Consider the following 20,266-nt stretch of genomic DNA (forward strand, 5'->3'; position numbering starts at 1 on the left):
ACTGCAGGATAGCCTTCGGGGCCGCAATGGCGCTTCATGGCGATAGCCATTCTCGGGCCAACTGGCCAGGTTCGGCGCAAGCTACCTCAGCGCTTCATCGCACGGCATGCCGGCCACGGCGCGTGAAACTGGCGCGGCCCAAGCCAGTGCTCCCGTGCAAGGGCCGCCCCGCCGCACTGGGAGCGTCCCCCTCCCGCATTGCGCAGCAATGCGAGAGAGGGGTGAAGGCGCGAAGCGACTCAGGGGGTGCTTCATCTCAATGCCCGGTAGATCTCTTCCGCCAGATCGCGCGAGATGCCGTCCACCGTCGCCAGGTCTTCCACGCTGGCGCTGGCCACACCGCGCACGCCGCCAAAGCGCTGCAGCAGGCGGGCGCGCTTCTTGGGGCCCACGCCGGGGATCTCCTCCAGTTGGCCACCGCCCACGCGCACCTTGGCGCGCGCAGCGCGCATGCCGGTGATGGCAAAGCGGTGGGCCTCGTCGCGGATCTGGGCCACCAGCATCAGCGCGGCCGAGTCCTTGCCCAGGTAGACCTTCTCGCGGCCATCGGCAAACACCAACTCTTCGAGGCCGACCTTGCGGCCCTCGCCCTTCTCCACGCCGACGATGCGGGTCAGGTCCAGCCCCAGCGCAGTGAACACCTCGCGCGCCACGCCCACCTGGCCCTTGCCGCCGTCGATGAGCACCAGGTCGGGCAAGCGCGCCACGCCCTTGGGCTTGACGGCCCCCTCGGCGTTCTCGGTGTCGGGCGGCGGTGCGGCAGCAAAGTCGATGCCGCCGGCCTCGCGCGCGGCCTCCACCACCTTGCTGTAGCGGCGCGTGAGCACCTGGCGCATGGCGGCATAGTCGTCGCCGCCGGTGATGCCTTCTATCTTGTAGCGGCGGTACTCGCTGCTCTGCATCTTGTGGTGGTGGAACACCACGCACGAGGCCTGGGTCGATTCGCCCGCGGTGTGCGAGATGTCGAAGCACTCGATGGTCAGTTGGTCCAGGTCTTCGGGCGGCAGGTCCAGCGCCTCGGCCAGGGCGCGCGTGCGCGCCTGCTGCGAGCCCTCCTCGGCCAGCAGCCGGGCCAGTTGCAGGTCGGCATTCTTCTGCGCCATGTCCAGCCAGGCACGGCGCTGCTCGCGCGGCTGGTGGAGGGCATTCACGCGCACGCCGGTCTGCTCCGACAGGGCCTCCATCAGCGCCTTGTCCACCGGCTCGCTGCACACCAGCACCGGCGGCACGGGCACGCCGATGTAGTGCTGGGCGATGAAGGCCTCGAGCACCAGCGCCTCGACGCGGCGCGTGCGTACAGCAGGGGCAATGCCGCCCTCGCCGGCCCCGGCGTCTTCTTCCTCTGCATGGATGGCCGCGGCGTCCTCCACATGCACCGGAAAGTAAGGCCGATCCCCCAGGTGCCGCCCGCCGCGCACCATGGCCAGGTTCACGCAGGCGCGGCCGCCCTGCACGCGCACGGCGAGGATGTCCACGTCCTTGTCGTCCGCGGTCTCGATGGACTGTTGGTGCAGCACGCGCGACAGCGCCTGCATCTGGTTGCGCACATCGGCCGCCTGCTCGAACTCGAGCTTGTCCGAGTGCGCCATCATGCGCACCTCCATGGCCTTGAGTACTTCCTGCGTCTCGCCGCGCAGCAGCGCCTCGGCGTGCTGCACATCGGCCGCATAGGCCTCGGGCGAGACCAAGTCCACGCACGGGCCCGAGCAGCGCTTGATCTGGAACAGCAGGCAGGGCCGCGTGCGGTTGGCGAACACCGTGTCCTCGCAGGTGCGCAGGCGAAACACCTTTTGCAGCAACTGGATCGACTCCTTCACCGCCCAGGCGCTCGGGTAAGGCCCGAAGTAGCGGTGCTTCTTGTCCACCGAGCCGCGGTAGTAGGCCATGCGCGGAAACACCTGCGAGGGCGAGCCCTGCCCCACCGCCGTGCCCGGCGCGCCGGTGATCTTCAGGTAGGGGTAGCTCTTGTCGTCGCGGAACAGGATGTTGAACTTGGGGTTCTGCGTCTTGATCAGGTTGCTTTCAAGCAGCAGCGCCTCGGCCTCGGAGCGCACCACCGTGGTCTCCATGCGCACGATCTTGCTCACCATATGGCCGATGCGCGTGCCGCCATGGTTCTTGGTGAAGTAGCTCGACACCCGGCGCTTCAGGTGCCGCGCCTTGCCCACGTAGAGCAGCGCGCCCTGCGCGTCGAAATAGCGGTACACCCCCGGCAGCGGCGGCAGCGCGGCCACCTGGGCCAGCAGTTCTTCGGAATGGGCTCGCAGTGCTTCTTCGTCTTCGGACATGGGGGCTATTGTCATGGCAATGCGAAGCGCCCTGCCCGGCACCGCGTATCGCCAGGCCGGGCGCCCTGGCGTGGGGGGGATGCCCGGACTCCGGCGCCGGCCGCACAGCGCATAGCCATATGCGGTTTTCATGCTTCGCGGCGGGCCGCGTGGTGCTACCTTTGCGGCCAGTTTCCACACAAACGCCCGCGCCCCATGACCTACACCCCTACTTACCTGCAGGCCCGCTACGGCGCCCAGGCCGCCGCCTGGCCCGTTCCCCGCCACCCGGTGGTTGAGCACATCCTGTCGCACCGCTCGGTGCGCAACTTCCTGCCCGACGCGCTGCCAGCCGACACCGTGCAGACCCTGGTGGCCGCTGCCCAGTCGGCCCCCAGCAGCTCCAACCTGCAGACCTGGAGCGTGGTCGCCGTGCACAGCCAGGACAGCCGCAACCGCCTGGCCGAGCTGGCCGGCAACCAGGGCCATATCCGCACCGCGCCCCTGATCCTGGTGTGGCTGGCCGACCTGTCGCGCATCGCCCGCATTGCGCAGTACAAGGACCAGCCCGCCGACGGCCTGCCCTACCTGGACACCTACCTCATGGCCGTGATCGACGCCGCCCTGGCCGCGCAGAACGCGGTCGTCGCGGCCGAAGCCCTGGGGCTGGGCACCGTCTACATCGGCGCCCTGCGCAACCAGCCCGAGGCGGTCGCCCAGGTGGTGGGCACACCCGCTGGCGTGTTCCCCGTCTTCGGCCTGGTCGTGGGCCACCCCGATCCCGCCCGCCCCGCCGCCATCAAGCCCCGGCTGCCGCAAGCCAGCGTGCTGCACCACGAACGCTACACCGCACCCGCCAGCCTGGCCGCCGAGATCGGCGACTACGACGCCCAGTTGCGCGACTTCCAGGCCAGCGAAGGCCTGCCCGAGGTGGACTGGAGCGATCTGGTGCTGCAGCGGCTGGCCAATGCCGACTCGCTCAAAGGCAGGCACCGGCTGGTGGATGCGCTCAAGGGGGCGGGGTTCGCGCTGCGCTGATCCATCACGCGCTTGGACGCGCAGGACAATCCGTGTAAATTCCTTCCAGGAAAGCGGGAGGGACGTAATCCATGGGCGACAAGTACGCCAGCACATCGCCAGCAGGCTCACGAAGAGCTGACGAACGCTTTCCCACCCCTACCGCGCCGACAGCTACACCCGCCTGATGACGCAGCCAGGCCGCCCGGTGCCGCCGGGCGCCACGGCGCTCAAGGACCGCGCGCGGTTGCGCTGCGCAGCCGGACCAGACTCCTTACCATGAAAGAGAGAGGGACCGCATGAACCGATCCGTCACCCGCCTGGCAACCCTGGCCGTGGTGCTGACCCTGTCGCTGCTGGGCGGGGCAGGCAACGGCGCCCACGCTGGCGAAATCGACGAACGCAAGCAGATCATGGAACGGTTCACAAGGCTGTTTGCAGCCGGCGACTACGCCGCGCTGGATGCCTGGTACGACAAGGCGCTGCAACAGGACACACGCACCGCCGGCGGGCACCGCCTTGCCAACCGGCTGGTGCGCTCCATCGCCTTCGGCCCGGGGCCAGGCCAGTCTCCTGCAGACGAGCCTTACTGGCAAGCACAGCAGCACCAGGCTACCCGGTGGCTTGCTGCGCGCCCCCAGTCCATCCTGGCCACCATCGCCCTGTCGAAGGTCTACGCCTACCAGGCCTGGAGCCTTCGGGACAGCGACGCGGGCAAGTCCCTGGAGCTCAACCGGCAAGGCCAGAAGCTCTTGCTCGCCCAGTCGGAGCGGGGCCGCAAGGACCCCAATTGGTGGGCCGTCCTGCTGACCCAGGCGCATAACACCCGCATGCCCGCAAAGGAACAGCGCCAGCTGGCCCAGGACGCCATAGCCGCCTTCCCCCAGCACCCCGACATCTACACCAGAATCGCCACCACCCGCGTTCCGCAGGAGGGCGGCAGCCACAAGGCGCTGGCCGACCTGGCCGGCCAGGCGGTGGAGAACACCAAACCGCACGAAGGGCAATCCCTGTACGCGCTGCTCTACTGGAGCGTGCAGGACCAGTTGGCCCCAAACGGCCAGGCCGCCTTCACCCACCGGCAGGTCGACTGGCCGCGCATCCGCGCCGGTTTCGACGACCTGGTGCAACGCCACCCTGATCCTTACAACATCAACACCTACGCCCGCCTGGCCTGCGTGGCCGCCAAGGACAAAAAGGCCACGGCAGAGGTGCTGCAGCGCATGGGAAACAACATCGTCCAGCAAGCTTGGTCCAGCCGCGAAGAGTTCATGGGCTGCCAGGCCTGGGCGGGGGGCGCTGCTGCCCGGTGATGCCGCCTTGTGCTGCCGCGCCAGCGCAGCGCGGATGCACGCGAAAAAAGGGGATACCTGCTGGTGGATGCGCCCAAGGGCGCAGGGCTTGCACTGCGGCAGCATGCGGCGTTTGCGCGCGGCCGCACTCCACTCATGCGGCGGTGCCAGCCCGTGCAGTGGCTCGCCCCCGCGCACCCGCCGGCTCGGCCCGCCGCTGCAAGGCAGCGCGCAACGCCAGCGCCGCCACACCCAGGGCCCGGTCCGTGCGCCAGGCCAGGTAGGTCTGCATCTGCGCCACGCCCTGCGGGCCCAGGGCCGTGGCGGGCAGGGGCAGCAGTTGCCCTTCGGCCAGTTCGCGCTCCACGACCCACTGCGGCAGGCGGCCCCAGCCCACGCCGGCGAGGATCAGGGCACGCTTGGCGTCCTGCGTGCCCACGCGCAGGGTCTGGGGCGACAGCACGCCGAAGTCGCGCCCTTCGGACAGCGCGCTCGGGTCCTCCAGCACGATCTGCAGGTGGTCTGCCAGGTCCGCGCCCGCCAGGGCCTGCCTGCTGCGCCCACGCCTTGCCAGAGGGTGGCCCTGCGCGGCCACGGCCACGATGGGCACGGCCTGCAGCGCCTCGGTCTCGATGCGCGGGTCGCGAAAATCCTCGCCCGCCATGATGGCCAGGTCGCAGGCCTCGTCGCGCAGCGCCTGCAGCGTGCCGCCCAGCGGCGCAGTGGCCAGGCGCAGCCGCACCGAGGGCAGGGCCGCGCGCAGCTCGCCCAGCGCGGCGGCCGCCAGGGGCAGCGGGTAGAGCGTGTCCACCATCAGCGCCAGCTCGGTCTCCACGCCTTCGCCCAGGCCGCGGGCACGCGCGCGCAGAAAGTCCACCTTGAGCAGCACGGCGCGCGCATCCTCCAGCAGGGCGGCGCCCGCTGCCGTGAGCGTGGGCCGGTGGCCGCTGCGATCGAACACAGCCACGCCCAGTTGGTTCTCCAGGTTGGCGATGGCATGGCTCACGGCCGACTGGGCGCGCAGCAGCCGTGCGGCGCCCGCGCGAAAGCTGCCGGCCTCGGCCACGGTGACGAACATGCGGATCTGGTCGAGGGTGAGGGCGTCGAGCATGGAGGGCCTTGTTGATCTGTTTCATAGATCAGGATGGCCTGAATTTTATGGCTTCCGTAGATCACTCCATGTACCGATACTTGGCTCCATCCCGATCCCAGAAGAAAGACGTTGGCGCCACCATGACCCAGGTTCTCGTTCTCTACTATTCGTCCTACGGCCACATCGCATCCATGGCCGCCGCCGTGGCCGAGGGCGTGCGCAGCCTGGGCAGCGGCACCGAGGCCGTGGTCAAGCGCGTGCCCGAACTGGTGCCCGAGCAGGTGGCGGCCAAGGCCGGTTACCAGACCGCCTCGGATGTGCCCGTGGCCTCGGTGGCGGAGTTGGCCGACTACGACGCCATCGTGATCGGCACCCCTACCCGCTTCGGAAATATGGCCGCGCAGATGAAAAACTTCCTCGACCAGGCCGGAGGCCTGTGGGCGCGCGATGCACTGGTCGGCAAGGTGGGCAGCGTCTTCACCTCCACTGGCAGCCAGCATGGCGGGCAGGAGTCGACCATCCTCTCCACCCACACGGTGCTGCTGCACCTGGGCATGGTGATCGTGGGCCTGCCCTACAGCTTCAAGGGCCAGTTGCGCATGGACGAGGTCACCGGCGGCTCGCCCTATGGCGCCAGCACCCTGGCCGACGATGGCCACGGCGGCGACCGCCAGCCCAGCGCCAACGAGCTCGAAGCCGCCCGCTACCAGGGCATGCACGTGGCGCGCATCGCCAGGGCGCTCGGGTTTGCGCAAGGGGTGGCGTGATGCAGGGCAGTGCACCACCACCCGCCCTGCCCTCCACCGACTGGCGCGCCGTCGCCGTGGTGGTGGCCGCCGGCGTGGCCGCGTCCTTCCACCTGGGCAAGGTGGCCATTGCGGCACCGCAGCTGCAGGCCGGCCTGGGGCTCAGCCTGTCCATGCTGGGTGCCCTGGGCGGCACCTTTGCCATGCTGGGTGCCGTCGGCGGCGTTCTTGCGGGGTCGGTGGTGGCACGCGCAGGCGCGCGCCGCATGCTCGTGCTGGGCCTGGCGGCCACGGTGCTGGGCACCCTGCTCGCCGTGCTGTCCGCCAGCTATGCGGTGCTGCTCGCCTCGCGTGTGGTCGAGGGGCTGGGCTTCGTGCTCATCACCGTGGCCGGGCCCACCGTGCTCGCGCGCCAGGTGCAGGCCGCCGACCGCAGCCGTGCCATGGCGCTGTGGAGCTGCTTCATGCCCACCGGCATCGCGCTGGCCATGCTCACCGGGCCGTGGTTCGGCGGCTGGCACAGCCTGTGGACCGCAGCGGCTCTGGGCTCGGGCGCCATCGCGGTGCTGGTGCTGTGGACCGTGCCCCGCGCCATGGACACGCATGGCGCGGCCGCCGGGCCGCGCGCACGCATTGCCGAGGTGGGGCGCGGCCCCGCGCTGGCCTTGGCCACCACCTTCCTGCTTTACAGCCTGATGTTCTTCGCGCTGTTCAGCTTTCTGCCCGTGCTGCTGCAGCAGCGCCTGCAGGTGGACGCCAGCACGGTGGGCCTGCTCGCGGCGCTGGCCAGCGCGGCCAACATCGTGGGCAACCTCGCCGCCGGCGCGCTGCTGCCGCGGCTGGGCCGCACGGTGCTGGGCACGGCCGCCGCGGCCGCCATGGGGCTGTGCGCCCTGGGCATCTTCGTGCCGGTGCTGCCCCCATGGGCCGCCTTTGTGCTGTGCCTGGTGTTCTCGGCAATGGGCGGGCTGGTGCCGTCCAGCCTGCTGTCGTCGGTGCCGCAGGTCACGTCGACACCCGCCCAGGGCGCGCTGGCTGTGGGCCTGCTCATGCAGGGCAGCAACCTGGGCCAGGCCCTGGGCCCGCTGCTGGTGGGCAGCGCGGTGGACCACCATGGCTGGTCGGCTGCGGCGGTGTGCGTGGTGGCAGCGGCGCTGGCGATGGCCTGCACCGTGCGCTGGCGCCGCACGGGCACGTAGCGCCGCGTCAGGCCGCCCCTTCAAGGGTCGCCAGCACCCGGCGTGCCACCCGGTCGAACTCCGCCGGGCGCTCCTTGAGCCAGGCATGCAGGTGGTGGCCCGCGCCATCGAGCCGCAGCACCTCCACATTGCTGGCCTTGCGGGCGCGCCGGACGTACTGGTCCTCCACCTGCCGTGGAATCACCGCATCCTCGGCACCCAGCACCAGCAGCAGCCGACCCTCGAAGCGTTCGAGCGCGTCGAATGCGGGTGAGGCCGCAAAGTCGATCGTCGCGCGGATCACTTGCTGGAACGCAGGGCCGAAGGGCACCTTCAGCGCCGCGGCCTCGTACGCGGCCGGGCAGTACAGCACCAGCGCGGGCGGTGCCAACGCATCGATCAGCGAACACGCGACATGCCCGCCCATGCTGGAGGCGATCAGCGATACCGGCCTGGGCACGCCAAGGTGCTCCACCACCGCCAGGGCCTGTTGCGCCCGGTCGCTCAGGCCCGAGTCGGCCATGCGGCCTGTGCTCTCGCCCTGCCCCGTGAAGTCGAAGGCCACACTGGAATGCCCCTGCCCGGCCAGGAAGTTAAGCAAAGGCTGGTACCCCAGGCGCGACGAGGTGCCGCCGCCATGCAGGGCCAGGGTGCACGGCGCGCTGAGGTATGGGCTGTGGGTGGTGGTTCCGTGCAACTGCGCGTTGCGAAACGGGAACTGGAAATGGGAGTGCGCCATGGTCAGGCAAGCCCCTCCGGTATCTCCCGCACTACAGGCCCACTGCTCGCCAGCACCGAAACACACTCCTGGTACCCCGCAACCAGAAACTCGCGCAACGCGAGTTCGGGCTGGTTGTAGAAATCAGCACGCGTAGCTTCCAGGTCCAGCCATCCCCCGGACTGAACTTCGAACAGCCATGTAGTACGCAGTACCGAGGGATCCGCGCCGGCCCACATGCCAGCCAGGTTCAGCTCATCGAGAACCCTGTGTCCGGCATCGTCTGAGAACTCCACGCGCGCCCGGCGGCCGGACCTTTTGGACACCACATCGATCACCGTGGCACCTGCATCACCCCAGCGAAGGCCCACCACCCTCATCGCGTCGTCGTTGAAGGGCACCGCAATAGGCCGCAGATCGGCAGCACGCAGGCCTGGAGAAGAGTTTGTCATGGCGCACAGCTTACAGAAATGGGTACGCAACAAGTCCCTTGCATGTTGCAACTGCAGCGACTACCTCACCGGGTTAACCCGCAAATGCATACACAAAAGTTTCGCCCATCAAAACTTCGACCGAAGGCTTTGACGGGAAGAACGGCAATCCCTAGATTGCAGGCAGTCCTGTCGTTTCACTCCAAGAAACACCGAGAAGAACTGCCATGCCCTCTGCCGCCCTGCGCCCCAGATCCGTCGTCACCCGAAGCCAGGATGGCGCCAGCACCTCCTCCGTGGAGCGCGCCATGCGCGTGCTGCGCGTCATGTCCGAAGGCGGCAGCACGCGGCTCACCGACATTGCCGCCGCGGCCGGGCTGGACAAGGCCACCGCGCTGCGTCTGCTCGACGTGATGGTGCGCGACGGCTTCGTTGCCCGCGATGCGCAGAGCAAGCAGTTCTCGCTGGGCCCCGAACTCATGGTGCTGGGCGCGGCCGCGCTGCGTAGGTTCGACCCGCGCCAGCTGGCCCAGCCCAGCCTGCTGCGGCTGACCGGCACGTTCGAGGACAGCGCGGTGCTTTCCATCCCGAGCGGCGTGGAGTCGCTGTGCATTGCGGTGGAAGAAGGCACCTACCCCATCCGCGCCAACTACCTGCGCGTGGGCAGCCGCCGCCCGCTGGGGGCGGGTGCAGGCAGCCTGGCGCTGCTGGCCTTCATGCCCGACGCGGAGCGCGAGGCTGCGCTGGAGATACTGGCCGCGCAGCTGCCCGCGCGCTACCCGCGCATCACCGTGGCCCTGCTGCACGAGCGCATTGCCCAGGCGCGCGAGCGCGGCTACGTGGTGCTGCTCGACGTGGTGGTGGAGCGCATGGGCGGCATCGCCGCGCCCATCTTCGACCCCGATGGCCGGCCCGTGGCCGCCCTGAGCATCGCTGCGCTCAGCGACCGCATCCTCGGTCGCGAAGCCGCTTTGGCCCAGGCCCTGCGCCGCGAATCCACGGTGTGCCAGGTGCGCTGGGCCGAGGCCCTGCGGCCCGACCGCGCGCCGCAGGCACCCACCGCGGCAACCACCACCCGCCGCACCAAGGCCGCAGCAGCATGACCAGCACCCACCCCGCCACCGCCTACATCCGCGCCGTGGGCAACACGCCCTTTGGCCGGCACGAGGGGCACAGCGCCCTGGACCTGATGGCCCGCGCCGCCACCCAGGCGCTGGATGGCGCGCAACTGCGCCGCGGCGACATCGACGGCGTGCTGTGCGGCTATGCCACCACCCTGCCGCACCTGATGCTGTCCACCCTGTTCTGCGAGCGCTTTGCCCTGCAGCCCCGGTACGCGCACAGCCTGCAGCTGGGCGGCGCATCGGGCGCGGCCATTCTGGTGCTGGCGCGCGAGCTGGTGCGCGCGGGCCGCTGCCGCCATGTGCTGGTGGTGGCGGGCGAGAACCGGCTCAGCGGCCAGTCGCGCGACAGCGCCATCCAGACCCTGGCCCAGGTGGGCGATGCGGACTACGAGGTGCCCAACGGCGCATCGGTGCCCGCCTACTACGGCCTGCTGGCCTCGGAATACATGCACCGCACCGGCACTACGCAGGCCGACCTGGCCGAACTGGCCGTGCTCATGCGCGCCAATGCCGCGCGCCACCCCGATGCGCACCTGCGCACCCCCATCACCGTGGCCGATGTGCTGGCCGCCAAGCCCATTGCCGCGCCGCTCGGCCTGCTGGACTGCTGCCCCATCTCCGACGGCGCCATGGCCGTGGTGGTGTCGGCCGAACCCGGCGCGCATGCCCGCATTGCCATCACCGGCAGCGGCCAGGCGCACCGCCACCAGCACCTCACGGCCATGGCCGACGTGATGCAGTGCGGCGCGGGCCAGGCCGCGCAGCAGGCATTCGCGGAGGCCGGCCTGGCCCTGGCCGATGTGGACTACCTGGGCATCTACGACTCCTTCACCATCACCCTGGCCATGCTGCTTGAAGAGATCGGCTTTGCCCCGCGCGGCGGCGCGGCGGCGCGGGCGCGTGCGGGCGACTTCGCGCCCACCGGCGTGCTGCCGCTCAACACCCATGGCGGGCTGCTGTCCTTCGGCCACTGCGGCGTGGCCGGCGGCATGGCCCATGTGGCCGAGGCCTGGCGGCAGATGGCAGGCCAGGCCGGCGCACGGCAACTGACCCCGCCGCGCCACGCCTTCGTGCATGCCGACGGGGGCGTGATGTCGTCCCACGTCAGCCTCATCCTGTCGCGGGAGGCTTCATGACCGACACCACCCACCCAGCACTCGCAGTCCCCTTCACCGAGGGCCTGGCCCAGGGCCTCATCCGCTACCAGCGCTGCAGCGCTTGCGGCGCGGCGCAGACCCTCGCGCGCTATGCCTGCCAGCACTGCGGCCACGGCGCGCTGCAATGGCACGACGCGGCGGGCACGGGCACGGTGCGCGCCGCCACGGTGGTAGCCCGCGCCCCGTCGGACGAATTCCGCCCGCTGGCGCCCTACACCCTGGTGCTGGTGCAACTCGACGAAGGCCCGCGCCTCATGGCGCATGCCGCGCCCGGCGTGCGCATGGGCGATGTGGTGCGCGCGGGCTTCTTCGAGCACGCCGGCCGCACCCTGGTGCGCTTTGCCCCGCCCTGAATCCTCGCCTCCTCCGCTTCCTGTTCTCGCATTGCCAACCAAGACCATAAGGAGACAAGCAATGAAAGCACCGAGCACTGCCCGCCGCCACCAGCTCACCGGCCTGCTGGCCCTCGCCCTGCTGTGCAGCACCGGCGCACCGGCCGCCTGGGCGCAGACCTACCCCGACAAGCCCGTCAAGCTCGTCGTGCCCTACCCGCCTGGCGGCCCCACCGACATCGTGGCCCGCGTGGTGGCGCAAAAGCTGCAGGACGCGCTGGGCCAGCCCTTCGTGGTCGAGAACCGCCCCGGCGCGGGCGGCAACCCGGGCGCCGAGGCCGTGGCCCGCAGCGCGCCCGACGGCTACACGCTGGTGGTAGCGACCACCGCGCACGCCATCAACCCCTCGCTGTTCAGCAAGCTCAACTACCAGCTCATGAAGGACTTCGCGCCCATCTCGCAGCTCACCGCGGGCCCCCTGGTCATCGTGGTCCCGCCGGCGCTGCCGGCCAGCAACGTCAAGGAGCTGATTGCGCTGGCCAAGTCCAAAAGCGGCGGGCTCAACTACGGCTCGTCGGGCAACGGCCAGTCCACCCACCTGTCGGCCGAGCTGTTCGGCGCCACGGCGGGTGTGAAGATGTCGCACGTGCCCTACAAGGGCAGCGCCCCCGCCCTCACCGACGTGATGGCAGGGCAGACGGACCTGATGTTCGACACCATGCTCTCGGCCCTGCCGCACGTGAAGGCCGGAAAGCTCAAGGCCCTGGCCGTCACCAGCGCCCAGCGCTCGCCCGTGGCACCCGATGTGCCCACCGTCGCCGAAAGCGGCCTGCCCGGCTACGAAGCCATCGCCTGGAACGGCCTGCTCGCCCCCGCCGGCACGCCCGCGCCCGTGGTCGCCAGGCTCAATGCCGAGCTGAAAAAGGTGCTGGAAAGCGCCGACGTGAAGCAGCGCTTCGAGGCCCAGGGCTTCACCCCCATGTGGAACACCCCCACCGACTACCGCGCCTTCATGCAGGCGGAGGTCGACAAATGGGCCAAGGTCGTGAAGACCTCGGGCGCAACGGTGGACTGACCCTCTTCCCCAACCGACCTCACCCACCCAGCCAAGCCATGTCCCCCTCCCTGCTCTCTTGCGCCCTCAACCCCCAGTCCGTGGCCATCATCGGCGCGTCCGACAACATCCACAAGATCGGCGGGCGGCCCATCCACTACATGCAGCGCCACGGCTTTGCGGGCCGCATCTACCCCATCAACCCGCAGCGCGAGACCATCCAGGGCATTGCCAGCTACGGCAGCCTCGCCGCTTTGCCCGAGGTGCCCGAACTGGCCCTGGTGGTGGTGGCCGGCGACACGGCCGTGGCGGCGGTGGCGGAATGCGCGGCGCGCGGCGTGAAGGCCGCCGTGGTCATCGCCTCGGGCTTTGGTGAGACAGGGCCCGAGGGTGCGGCCGTGCAGCAGCAGATGGTGGCCACGGCGCGCGCGGCCGGCATGCGCCTGTTCGGCCCCAACACGCAGGGCCTCGCCAACTTCGGCACCGGGGCCATCGCGGGCTTTTCCACCATGTTCATCGAGGTGCCGCCGCAAGACGGCCCGGTGGGCATCGTCAGCCAGAGCGGCGGCATGAGCGCCATGGCCTACGGCCTGCTGCGCGGGCGCGGCCTGGGCGTACGCCACGTGCATGCCACGGGCAACGAGGCCGACGTCACCGTGGGCGAGCTGGCCTGGGCCGTGGCCCACGACCCCGACGTGCGCCTGCTGCTGCTGTACCTGGAGAACATCGCCCAGCCCGAGCTGCTGGCCGCCACCGCCGCCTACGCCCGCGAGCGCGACCTGCCCATCATCGCCGTCAAGGCCGGCCGCACGGCGGGCGGACAAAAGGCCGCCTCATCGCACACCGGCTCGCTCGCCAACGAGGACCGCACGGTGGACGCCTTCCTGCGCCACCACGGCATCTGGCGCGTGCGCGACCCGCATGCCCAGGCCCTGGCGGCCGAAGCGTATCTCAAGGGCTGGCGGCCCACCGGGCGGCGCCTGGTGGTCATCAGCAACTCCGGCGCCAGCTGTGTCATGGGGGCCGACACCGCCGACGACGTGGGCCTGCCCCTGGCACAGCTTGCGCCCGCCACCCAGGCCGCCGTGGCCGCCAAACTGCCCGGCTTTGCCACCACCACCAACCCCATCGACATCACGGCCGCACTGCTTAGCAACAGCGGCCTGTTCGGCGACGTGCTGCCCGCCGTGGCGCAGGACCCGGCGGCCGACCTGTTCTTCATCAACATCCCCGTGGCCGGTGCAGGCTACGACGTGGACGCCTTCGCGCGCGACACCGCCGCCTTCGAGGCCGCCACCGGCAAGCCCGTGGCCGTGGCCGCCTGGCAGGACAGCGTGGCCGCGCCGTTTCGCGCCCAGGGCATCGCCACCTATGCCAACGAGGCCCAGGCCCTGGGCGTGCTGGCCCAATTGGCCGACCACACCGCGTTGATGCGCAAGCCATCTGCGCCCACACCCCCGCCCATGCAGGTAGAAGTGCCCGCAGGCCCCGCCGGCTTTCTCAACGAGGTGGACAGCCTGGCCCTGCTGGCGCGCCACGGCGTGCCCACCGTGCCGCTGCGGCTGGTAACCACGGCGCAGCAGGCGCGCGAGGCTTTCGACGCCATCGGCGCGCCCGTGGTCGCCAAGGCCTGCTCGCCCGACGTTCCGCACAAGTCCGAGCATGGCCTGGTTGCGCTGAACCTGGCCAGCGCCGACGAGGCCGCGGCATGCTTCGACCGCTTCTGGCAGAAGATGGCCACCATGGGCGTGGCACGCGACGGCGTCATCATCGCCGCCATGCGCCGCGGCCGGCACGAGTTCATGGTCGGCGCGCGGCACGACCCCGTCTTCGGCCCCGTGGTGGTGGTCGGCGACGGCGGCAAGAACGTCGAGGCCCTGCAGGACTGCGCTGTGCTGCTGCCGCCCTTCAGCACGCAGGACGTGCACGAGGCCCTGCACACCCTGCGCATCGCCCCCCTGCTGGCCGGCGTGCGCGGCGACCCGCCACTGGACGTGGCCGCGCTGGCCGAAGTGGCGGTGGCCGTGGGCACGGTGATGGCGAATGCGAACGGACGCATCGCCTCCATGGACCTCAACCCCGTGCTGGTGGGTGCTGTGGGTGAAGGGGCGGTGGTGGTGGATGCGCTGGTGGAGCGGGGCGGCTCATCTGGCCTTGAAGCACAGAATCGGTAGACCGGTGCGCCGCAGCCCGTCCTCCTGGCAAGCCGGTCCGCGGCTTACCCCAGCATCCAAAGATGCACGCCCGCACCGGCAGACACAACGGCCATGACCACGAACACCCAGTGCAACCCCGGAAACCCCTGTGCACCGCTGTATTTCCGGGGACGGGAAAGCGGCTGCTCATGCGCCAACAAGAGATCCACCTCTGCCGTCCTGCCATCGGCAGGCGGAACGGCCCAGACCTGGTGGCTGGATGAATGGCGAAACCGGGACGCGTCATACGCCAGGTAGCCAAAGAAGATGGAGAGAGCGAAAAGCCAGAGTGCGGACATCGGAGACCCGAGGTGATACCTGTGCGAAATGGATCAATGCATGGTCGCAAGGCTATGCAGCCACAGCCTCCAGGTCCTGCTCGCCTACCGCCCGCACACCCAGAGGAAGCACGCACAGCCGCACACCATCGAGCGTGAGCACAAGACCCAGTTGCCCACCCACCTGCACGATGCCACAGGTGGTGGCGGTAGCCGCCGCACGTGGCGCAGCCGGGAAGCCTGGCACAGATACGGCCCTCACCACCGCACGCACCGGCGGCTGACCCAACATGGCCCACAGGGCCTGCGGGTCGCGCAGCTGCAGCGACCGCAGGTAGACACGGAAGATGGAGTCCTCGCGTTCTCCCGCTTCTTCAAGCTCTTGCCGTGCGCCATCTGGTCCGGGCTGCCTCAAGCGCAGCAGCGCCCGGCGCAATTGCTGGCGGCTGCCAGCCTCGGTCTTGCCGCTGGCCTGGGCCAGCTCGGCATGGCTGGCTTCGAACACCTCGTACAGCAGCACGGCAGCCCCATCGGCGGGCGCCAGGCGTGCTGCAAGGACCCGCAGGGCGCGCTCGGCCTGCTGGGCCTGTGCGGCCTCGGCCTCGGCAGAGGGGCTGGATGACAGCCCCGCATCGCCAGCATCGCTCAATTGCGCCACCCATTGCTGCATCCACTGGCGCCGTCGCAACCGGTCGATGGCCAGGTTGCGCACCACGGTGTGCAGCCAGGCCTGCGCGGCGTTCAGTTCGGACGTATCGGCACCGGACTCCAACGCGCGCACCAGGGCGTCCTGCACTGCGTCTTCGGCCTCGGCCGGGCCCAGCAGGCGCGCTGCGGCGCGCACCAGGCTGCGGCGGGCGGCATGGTCGGTCAGGGTGAGGACGTGGGGGCGGTCATCGTGCATGCCAGCCATCTTGCCATGGTGGGGTGGATCCTGCAGGACCCGTGTCACGAAACCCGGGCCCCGTTCGTCAAGGCAGTTCATCCATCTCCACTGAAGGACTGTTTCTCCATGTACCACGCCGCAGACGACACCCCTCCCCCACCCTCCAGCGCCACCGAGCCGCGCACCTCCTACCTGGAGGAAAAGGCCTTCAAGGCGCGCACCCTTCTGATCTTCGGCACCGTGACCGACGTGACCGCCGCCGATGTCACGCGCCGCCTCATCGCGCTCGATGCCGAGGGGCCCGAGCCCATCGACATCATCGTCAGCTCGCCCGGCGGCCACCTCGAATCGGGCGATGCCATCCACGACATCGTGCGCTTCATCGCCGCGCCGGTGAACATGATCGGCACCGGCTGGGTCGGCAGCGCCGCCACCCACCTGTACCTGGCGGCCCCGCGCGAGCGGCGCTTTTGCCTGCCCAACACGCGCTTTCTGATCCACCAGCCCAGCGGCGGCGCCGGTGGCCAGGCCACCGACATCGCAGTGCAGGCGCGCGAGATCGTCAAGGCGCGCGAGCGCATCGCCCGCACCATCGCGCGCGAGACCGGCAAGCCGCTCGACGTGGTGCTGGCCGACATCGAACGCGACCACTGGCTCTCGGCCGAGGAAGCGGTGGAGTACGGGCTGGTGTCGCGGGTGATCGAGCGCAAGGCGCAGCTGCACCAGGGCGGATGACGCCGGGCGCCCGCAGGGCCGACGGCCCGCGCTGGCGCCAGGCGACCGCCCCACCGCTTCCCGCAGAAACCTGCGTGCCGATCCATCTTGCGCCCTGGGCCGGCACACGCCCGCCAGGGCCATGGAATGCCCGCATGGCGCCCGGCGGCGCAAGCGGTATGCTTGTCGGGGTTCACACCGGCGCTCCTGCTCCTTCCTTTTACCTGGCGGCTCATCATCCATGGCAACAGATCTATTCGTGGTCATTCTGATCATCGCCGCCCTTGCGGGCTACGGTGCGCTCGGCTGGAAGCTGTACGAGCTCAGGGAGGGATCGAACTTCGTGCGGATGCGCTACGAGCAGCATCTGGCCCAGGTGCGCACCGCCCTTCAGGCCTCCGAGGCCAAGCTGGCGCTGCTCAAGGAGGTGTTCGAGGCCCCCACCGGGGTGGCCGCCCGGGTCGGCGCGCAGCAGGAGCTGGGCGAGGCCATCCGCACCTACGCGCCGCACCTGCCCAGCCGGTACCGGCACACGCTGAGCTCCCTGCAGGCCAATGAAAAGTTCTTTCTCAGCGTGCACAAGGCGATTCCCGATTTCTTTTCGGACACCATCAAGGCGCGCCTGGACAAGCACAAGCCCATGGGCAATGACTTTTTCGCGTCGGAAAAGAACGACCTGCTGGCCGAGGCGGGGGTGCTGCTGCTGCGGGCCAAGGATGTCCTGGAGTCGGCCGACGTAAGCCCCAGCATGGACCCGGGGGCCAAGCACATCATCGCGGCCATCTCCCAGGGCCTGCAGATCGGCACCAAACGCAGCCCCAAGCTGGCCGAGATCATGGAAGCCTGGAACGTGCAGCTGGAGGCCGACGCGGCCTAGGGCCGGGGCGCGCACCCTGGCGCCAGGCCTGCGCCAGAATGCTCCATGCCGCACCTGCCCGACGACCCCAGCGCCCGCGCCGACTGCCTGGCACGCGCGCAGGCCGGCGACACCGCCGCCTTCGACCGGCTGCTGGCCCCACACCGGCGCACCCTGCACACCCACTGCTACCGCCTGCTGGGCTCGCCCTTCGATGCCGACGACGCTCTGCAGGAGACCTTGTTGGCCGCCTGGCGCGGCCTGGCCGGCTTCGAGGCGCGCAGTGCCCTGGGCACCTGGCTGTACCGCATCGCCACCCACGTGTGCCTGCGCATGATCGCGCAGCGCCCGCGGCGCATCACCTCGCCCGACCATGCTGCACCGCTGCAGTCCACGGCCGAGCTGGGCGAGCCGGTGACCGGGCCGGTATGGCTCGAACCCCTGCCCGATAGGGAATGGGCCAGCGCCACCAGCCACGAAGACCCGGAAAGCACGCTGCAGCGCCGCGAGCATGTGGCGCTGGCCTTCGTCGCCGCGCTGCAGCACCTGCCCGGCACCCAGCGGGCCGTGCTGCTGCTGCGCGAGGTGCTGGAATATTCGGCCGCAGAAACGGCCGAGCTGCTCGGCACCTCGGTTGCCTCGGTCAACAGCGCGCTGCAGCGCGCGCAGGCCACGGTGAAGCTGCGCATGCCGGCTGCGCAGCCGCTGCTGCAGCTGCAGCCACCCCCGCCTGCGGCGCCGGGACTCGAAGACCTGCTCGCGCGTTTCGTCGCCGCCTGGGAGCGCCGCGACATCGCCGCCATGGCCAGCCTGCTGGCCGAGGACGCATGCTTCACCATGCCGCCACTGCCCTCCTGGTTCAGCGGCCGCCCCATGGTGCTGGCCTTCTTTGCCGAGCGCGTGTTCCAGACCCCCTGGCGCCTGCAGCCCCTGCACGGCAACGGCCAGCCGGGCTTTGCCTGCTACATGCAACAGGCCGGCGACGACCGCTTTCGCCCCGGCGGCGTGGTGCTGCTGCGCCTGGAGGGTGGACTGATCGGGTCCATCGACAGCTTCATCGACCCGGTGGTCTGCCGCCGTTTTGGCATGCCCGAAGAGCTGGCTTGAAAAAGATGCTGGCGGACCGATGAGTTGGCACTCTGGAGTGTCTCCAAAGGAATGACACGCCCCGGATGGTCCGGGCACGTGGTTCACCACGCAAGGAGATCTTCCCCATGGCCCGACTCATCGTCAGCATCCTCAGCTCCCTCGACGGCTACTGCGCCGGCCCCGGCGGCGCGCTCACCGGCCTGCCCATGGGCGCCGCGTTCGACGTCCACAACCTCGAATGCCTGCGCCGCGCCGGCACCCTGCTCTTCGGCGCCACCACCTACCCCATGTTCGAAGGCTACTGGCCCCAGGTGGACCGCGGCCCCGGCAGCGACCCGGTGCAGCGCGAGATCGCTGAGCGCGTGGAGGCCGCCCGCAAGCTGCTGGTCAGCGACCACCTGCGCCTGCGCCCCGATGCCCCCTGGGTCGGCACCACCACCGTGGTGCCCCGCGCACTGGCCCATGCGCACATCCGCCAGCTCAAGGCCACGCCCGGCCCCGACCTGCTGGTCTACGGCAGCCACCTGCTCTACTGCGACCTGCTGGCGCATGGCCTGGTCGACGAACTGCACCTGCTGGTGGCCAATGTGCTGCTGGGAGGGCTGGGAGGGCTGGGTGGGGGTGTGCCCACCTTCGAGCCCGGCCTGGCGCAGCACTGGGCGCTGCGCGGCCAGCGCCGTCTGCCAGGGTCGGACATCGTGGCGCTGCACTACGACTGCCTGCCGCGCTGAACGCGCGGCGCAGGTTCTGCGTATGTCGGCCACTGCCGGGCAGTCGGGGCGAGTTCAGTGGGACGGCAGGACCGGTGTGAATGGAACCCTTCGATCGGCTCTCCTAGACGACTCCCAGGTCGCTGGCGATGAACATCTGTTCAGCTTCGCTGGTTCGCCTTCTTGGGGGATACAGGGCACGGGCGCTACCAGCTAGAGTGCGCTATCGGCCAGAAGCGATCGTTGCCGCCAACGGACACATGCGCGCCTCAGCCGAACGGCGGCCGGCGGTTTCGTCGAAATCTGTTATCCCTGTACGTTCATGCGGTACATCGCTCGAAGGCATTGACCATGAAAGACATTCAGGCGTTCTGCCGCCAATGTGATCCCGCAGGCGATCTACAAAGTCCCCAGAAATGCGGGACACATCAAAGTTGGAGCACAGGTAGCTGATGGTCGATTTTCCAGCGCTGGCGACATCCCGACTCACGCTGCGTGAGATCGTGGAATCGGATGCAGAGAATATCCTTCGAATTCATGGCGACGCCGAGCACATGAGATGGTTCGGATCGGATCCGATTGGCGATCTTGACGGCGCCGCGAAGTTGGTCGCTACGTTTGCCAGTTGGCGCAAAGAGCCGGTTTCCGGTGCACGCTGGGCCGTGGAGTTGAGAGACCAGCCAGGACTGATCGGTACATGCGGCTTGTTTCGCTGGAATCGAAACTGGAGATCCTGCACCATCGGCTACGAAATCGCGCCGGCGCATCAGGGCCGCGGGTACGTGAAAGAAGCTCTCAAAGCAATCATCACCTGGGGTTTTCGAGAGCTGCAGTTGAATCGAATCGAGGCGCAGGTACACCCGGACAACACGGCATCTCTGGCCTTGCTCGAGACGCTCGGGTTCCTGCAAGAGGGGCGGCAGCGGGAAGCAGGGTACTGGGCGGGCCGGCACCACGACCTCCTGCAGTACGCTCTGCTCAATGCGCAGTGGAGTACAGCGAATGCGGTCTCACCTTTTGCTGCAGCGGATGGCTTTGCCCACCGCTGACCTTGCACCTTGAGCGTCTGCTTTCGGACCCGCCCGGTGGCTGCCACAAGCCGACATTGGGAGGTCTGGCAATGCACTTC

The 20,266-nt window shown here is 69.6% G+C and carries 20 protein-coding genes; 14 read left to right on the forward strand and 6 right to left on the reverse strand.

The window, feature by feature from the left end:
- Nucleotides 1–251: 251 nt before the first annotated feature.
- Nucleotides 252–2,288, reverse strand: a complete 2,037-nt coding sequence (gene uvrC / locus AC07PF_RS28410; protein ID WP_494614127.1) for an excinuclease ABC subunit UvrC — start codon at nucleotides 2,286–2,288, stop codon at nucleotides 252–254.
- Nucleotides 2,289–2,483: 195 nt separating this feature from the next.
- Between uvrC and AC07PF_RS28415 the strand changes: the two genes are divergently transcribed.
- On the forward strand, nucleotides 2,484–3,305 hold the full coding sequence (locus AC07PF_RS28415; RefSeq protein WP_494614128.1) for an NADPH-dependent oxidoreductase: 822 nt from the start codon (nucleotides 2,484–2,486) through the stop codon (nucleotides 3,303–3,305).
- A 278-nt stretch (nucleotides 3,306–3,583) separates the two neighbouring features.
- On the forward strand, nucleotides 3,584–4,597 hold the full coding sequence (locus AC07PF_RS28420) for a hypothetical protein (RefSeq protein WP_494606369.1): 1,014 nt from the start codon (nucleotides 3,584–3,586) through the stop codon (nucleotides 4,595–4,597).
- Between the two features lie 133 nt (nucleotides 4,598–4,730).
- Here AC07PF_RS28420 and AC07PF_RS28425 read toward each other — a convergent pair whose 3' ends face one another.
- Nucleotides 4,731–5,687 carry a LysR family transcriptional regulator gene (locus tag AC07PF_RS28425; RefSeq protein ID WP_494614129.1) on the reverse strand — a complete coding sequence of 319 codons (957 nt, stop codon included), beginning with the start codon at nucleotides 5,685–5,687 and terminating at the stop codon, nucleotides 4,731–4,733.
- 122 nt (nucleotides 5,688–5,809) lie between these two features.
- Here AC07PF_RS28425 and wrbA point away from each other — a divergent pair, with 122 nt between their 5' ends.
- On the forward strand, nucleotides 5,810–6,436 hold the full coding sequence (gene wrbA, locus AC07PF_RS28430) for an NAD(P)H:quinone oxidoreductase (protein WP_494614130.1): 627 nt from the start codon (nucleotides 5,810–5,812) through the stop codon (nucleotides 6,434–6,436).
- A complete protein-coding gene (locus AC07PF_RS28435) occupies nucleotides 6,436–7,614 on the forward strand; it encodes an MFS transporter (protein WP_494614131.1) in 1,179 nt (392 codons plus the stop codon). Before wrbA ends, AC07PF_RS28435 begins: the two co-directional genes overlap by 1 nt.
- 7 nt (nucleotides 7,615–7,621) lie before the next feature.
- Here the strand turns inward: AC07PF_RS28435 and AC07PF_RS28440 are convergent, their stop codons facing one another.
- Nucleotides 7,622–8,332 (reverse strand): alpha/beta fold hydrolase, encoded by a 711-nt coding sequence (locus AC07PF_RS28440; protein WP_494614132.1) that lies wholly within the window; start codon nucleotides 8,330–8,332, stop codon nucleotides 7,622–7,624.
- A 2-nt stretch (nucleotides 8,333–8,334) separates the two neighbouring features.
- Nucleotides 8,335–8,763, reverse strand: a complete 429-nt coding sequence (locus AC07PF_RS28445) for an SPRY domain-containing protein (RefSeq protein WP_494614133.1) — start codon at nucleotides 8,761–8,763, stop codon at nucleotides 8,335–8,337.
- A 206-nt stretch (nucleotides 8,764–8,969) separates the two neighbouring features.
- Here AC07PF_RS28445 and AC07PF_RS28450 point away from each other — a divergent pair, with 206 nt between their 5' ends.
- From AC07PF_RS28450 to AC07PF_RS28470, 5 genes are all read left to right on the forward strand, one after another.
- Complete coding sequence (locus AC07PF_RS28450) at nucleotides 8,970–9,845, forward strand: IclR family transcriptional regulator (protein WP_494614134.1); 876 nt, start codon at nucleotides 8,970–8,972, stop codon at nucleotides 9,843–9,845.
- On the forward strand, nucleotides 9,842–11,002 hold the full coding sequence (locus AC07PF_RS28455; RefSeq protein WP_494614135.1) for a thiolase family protein: 1,161 nt from the start codon (nucleotides 9,842–9,844) through the stop codon (nucleotides 11,000–11,002). The genes AC07PF_RS28450 and AC07PF_RS28455 overlap by 4 nt, the downstream gene beginning before the upstream one ends.
- Nucleotides 10,999–11,376, forward strand: a complete 378-nt coding sequence (locus tag AC07PF_RS28460; protein WP_494614136.1) for a Zn-ribbon domain-containing OB-fold protein — start codon at nucleotides 10,999–11,001, stop codon at nucleotides 11,374–11,376. The genes AC07PF_RS28455 and AC07PF_RS28460 overlap by 4 nt, the downstream gene beginning before the upstream one ends.
- Nucleotides 11,377–11,437: 61 nt before the next feature.
- Complete coding sequence (locus AC07PF_RS28465; protein ID WP_494614137.1) at nucleotides 11,438–12,430, forward strand: tripartite tricarboxylate transporter substrate binding protein; 993 nt, start codon at nucleotides 11,438–11,440, stop codon at nucleotides 12,428–12,430.
- A 38-nt stretch (nucleotides 12,431–12,468) separates the two neighbouring features.
- Complete coding sequence (locus tag AC07PF_RS28470) at nucleotides 12,469–14,583, forward strand: acetate--CoA ligase family protein (RefSeq protein ID WP_494614138.1); 2,115 nt, start codon at nucleotides 12,469–12,471, stop codon at nucleotides 14,581–14,583.
- 44 nt (nucleotides 14,584–14,627) lie between these two features.
- On the opposite strand, the gene AC07PF_RS28475 is transcribed toward AC07PF_RS28470, so the two are convergent.
- Nucleotides 14,628–14,903 (reverse strand): hypothetical protein, encoded by a 276-nt coding sequence (locus tag AC07PF_RS28475; protein WP_494614139.1) that lies wholly within the window; start codon nucleotides 14,901–14,903, stop codon nucleotides 14,628–14,630.
- Between the two features lie 52 nt (nucleotides 14,904–14,955).
- Nucleotides 14,956–15,786, reverse strand: a complete 831-nt coding sequence (locus tag AC07PF_RS28480) for an RNA polymerase sigma factor (protein WP_494614140.1) — start codon at nucleotides 15,784–15,786, stop codon at nucleotides 14,956–14,958.
- Nucleotides 15,787–15,894: 108 nt separating this feature from the next.
- On the opposite strand from AC07PF_RS28480, the gene AC07PF_RS28485 reads away from it, so the two are divergent.
- The 5 genes from AC07PF_RS28485 (at nucleotide 15,895) to AC07PF_RS28505 (ending at nucleotide 20,186) form a co-directional block, all read left to right on the forward strand.
- A complete protein-coding gene (locus AC07PF_RS28485; protein WP_007848369.1) occupies nucleotides 15,895–16,503 on the forward strand; it encodes an ATP-dependent Clp protease proteolytic subunit in 609 nt (202 codons plus the stop codon).
- Nucleotides 16,504–16,723: 220 nt separating this feature from the next.
- A complete protein-coding gene (locus AC07PF_RS28490) occupies nucleotides 16,724–17,359 on the forward strand; it encodes a hypothetical protein (RefSeq protein ID WP_007848367.1) in 636 nt (211 codons plus the stop codon).
- A 45-nt stretch (nucleotides 17,360–17,404) separates the two neighbouring features.
- Entirely contained in the window at nucleotides 17,405–18,445 is a 1,041-nt protein-coding gene (locus tag AC07PF_RS28495) for an RNA polymerase subunit sigma-70 (protein WP_494614141.1), read from the forward strand.
- Between the two features lie 107 nt (nucleotides 18,446–18,552).
- Nucleotides 18,553–19,158 carry a dihydrofolate reductase family protein gene (locus AC07PF_RS28500; protein WP_494614142.1) on the forward strand — a complete coding sequence of 202 codons (606 nt, stop codon included), beginning with the start codon at nucleotides 18,553–18,555 and terminating at the stop codon, nucleotides 19,156–19,158.
- Between the two features lie 431 nt (nucleotides 19,159–19,589).
- A complete protein-coding gene (locus AC07PF_RS28505) occupies nucleotides 19,590–20,186 on the forward strand; it encodes a GNAT family N-acetyltransferase (RefSeq protein WP_035201923.1) in 597 nt (198 codons plus the stop codon).
- Nucleotides 20,187–20,266: the final 80 nt, after the last annotated feature.

It is taken from the genome of Acidovorax sp. GW821-FHT10A04 (genome assembly GCF_059415825.1).

Bases quoted from the DNA above. Each gene is read 5' to 3' on its own strand.
- uvrC (WP_494614127.1), bottom strand. From the start codon at position 2,288: ATGTCCGAAGACGAAGAAGCACTGCGAGCCCATTCCGAAGAACTGCTG.
- AC07PF_RS28415 (WP_494614128.1), top strand. From the start codon at position 2,484: ATGACCTACACCCCTACTTACCTGCAGGCCCGCTACGGCGCCCAGGCC.
- AC07PF_RS28420 (WP_494606369.1), top strand. From the start codon at position 3,584: ATGAACCGATCCGTCACCCGCCTGGCAACCCTGGCCGTGGTGCTGACC.
- AC07PF_RS28425 (WP_494614129.1), bottom strand. From the start codon at position 5,687: ATGCTCGACGCCCTCACCCTCGACCAGATCCGCATGTTCGTCACCGTG.
- wrbA (WP_494614130.1), top strand. From the start codon at position 5,810: ATGACCCAGGTTCTCGTTCTCTACTATTCGTCCTACGGCCACATCGCA.
- AC07PF_RS28435 (WP_494614131.1), top strand. From the start codon at position 6,436: ATGCAGGGCAGTGCACCACCACCCGCCCTGCCCTCCACCGACTGGCGC.
- AC07PF_RS28440 (WP_494614132.1), bottom strand. From the start codon at position 8,332: ATGGCGCACTCCCATTTCCAGTTCCCGTTTCGCAACGCGCAGTTGCAC.
- AC07PF_RS28445 (WP_494614133.1), bottom strand. From the start codon at position 8,763: ATGACAAACTCTTCTCCAGGCCTGCGTGCTGCCGATCTGCGGCCTATT.
- AC07PF_RS28450 (WP_494614134.1), top strand. From the start codon at position 8,970: ATGCCCTCTGCCGCCCTGCGCCCCAGATCCGTCGTCACCCGAAGCCAG.
- AC07PF_RS28455 (WP_494614135.1), top strand. From the start codon at position 9,842: ATGACCAGCACCCACCCCGCCACCGCCTACATCCGCGCCGTGGGCAAC.
- AC07PF_RS28460 (WP_494614136.1), top strand. From the start codon at position 10,999: ATGACCGACACCACCCACCCAGCACTCGCAGTCCCCTTCACCGAGGGC.
- AC07PF_RS28465 (WP_494614137.1), top strand. From the start codon at position 11,438: ATGAAAGCACCGAGCACTGCCCGCCGCCACCAGCTCACCGGCCTGCTG.
- AC07PF_RS28470 (WP_494614138.1), top strand. From the start codon at position 12,469: ATGTCCCCCTCCCTGCTCTCTTGCGCCCTCAACCCCCAGTCCGTGGCC.
- AC07PF_RS28475 (WP_494614139.1), bottom strand. From the start codon at position 14,903: ATGTCCGCACTCTGGCTTTTCGCTCTCTCCATCTTCTTTGGCTACCTG.
- AC07PF_RS28480 (WP_494614140.1), bottom strand. From the start codon at position 15,786: ATGCACGATGACCGCCCCCACGTCCTCACCCTGACCGACCATGCCGCC.
- AC07PF_RS28485 (WP_007848369.1), top strand. From the start codon at position 15,895: ATGTACCACGCCGCAGACGACACCCCTCCCCCACCCTCCAGCGCCACC.
- AC07PF_RS28490 (WP_007848367.1), top strand. From the start codon at position 16,724: ATGGCAACAGATCTATTCGTGGTCATTCTGATCATCGCCGCCCTTGCG.
- AC07PF_RS28495 (WP_494614141.1), top strand. From the start codon at position 17,405: ATGCCGCACCTGCCCGACGACCCCAGCGCCCGCGCCGACTGCCTGGCA.
- AC07PF_RS28500 (WP_494614142.1), top strand. From the start codon at position 18,553: ATGGCCCGACTCATCGTCAGCATCCTCAGCTCCCTCGACGGCTACTGC.
- AC07PF_RS28505 (WP_035201923.1), top strand. From the start codon at position 19,590: ATGGTCGATTTTCCAGCGCTGGCGACATCCCGACTCACGCTGCGTGAG.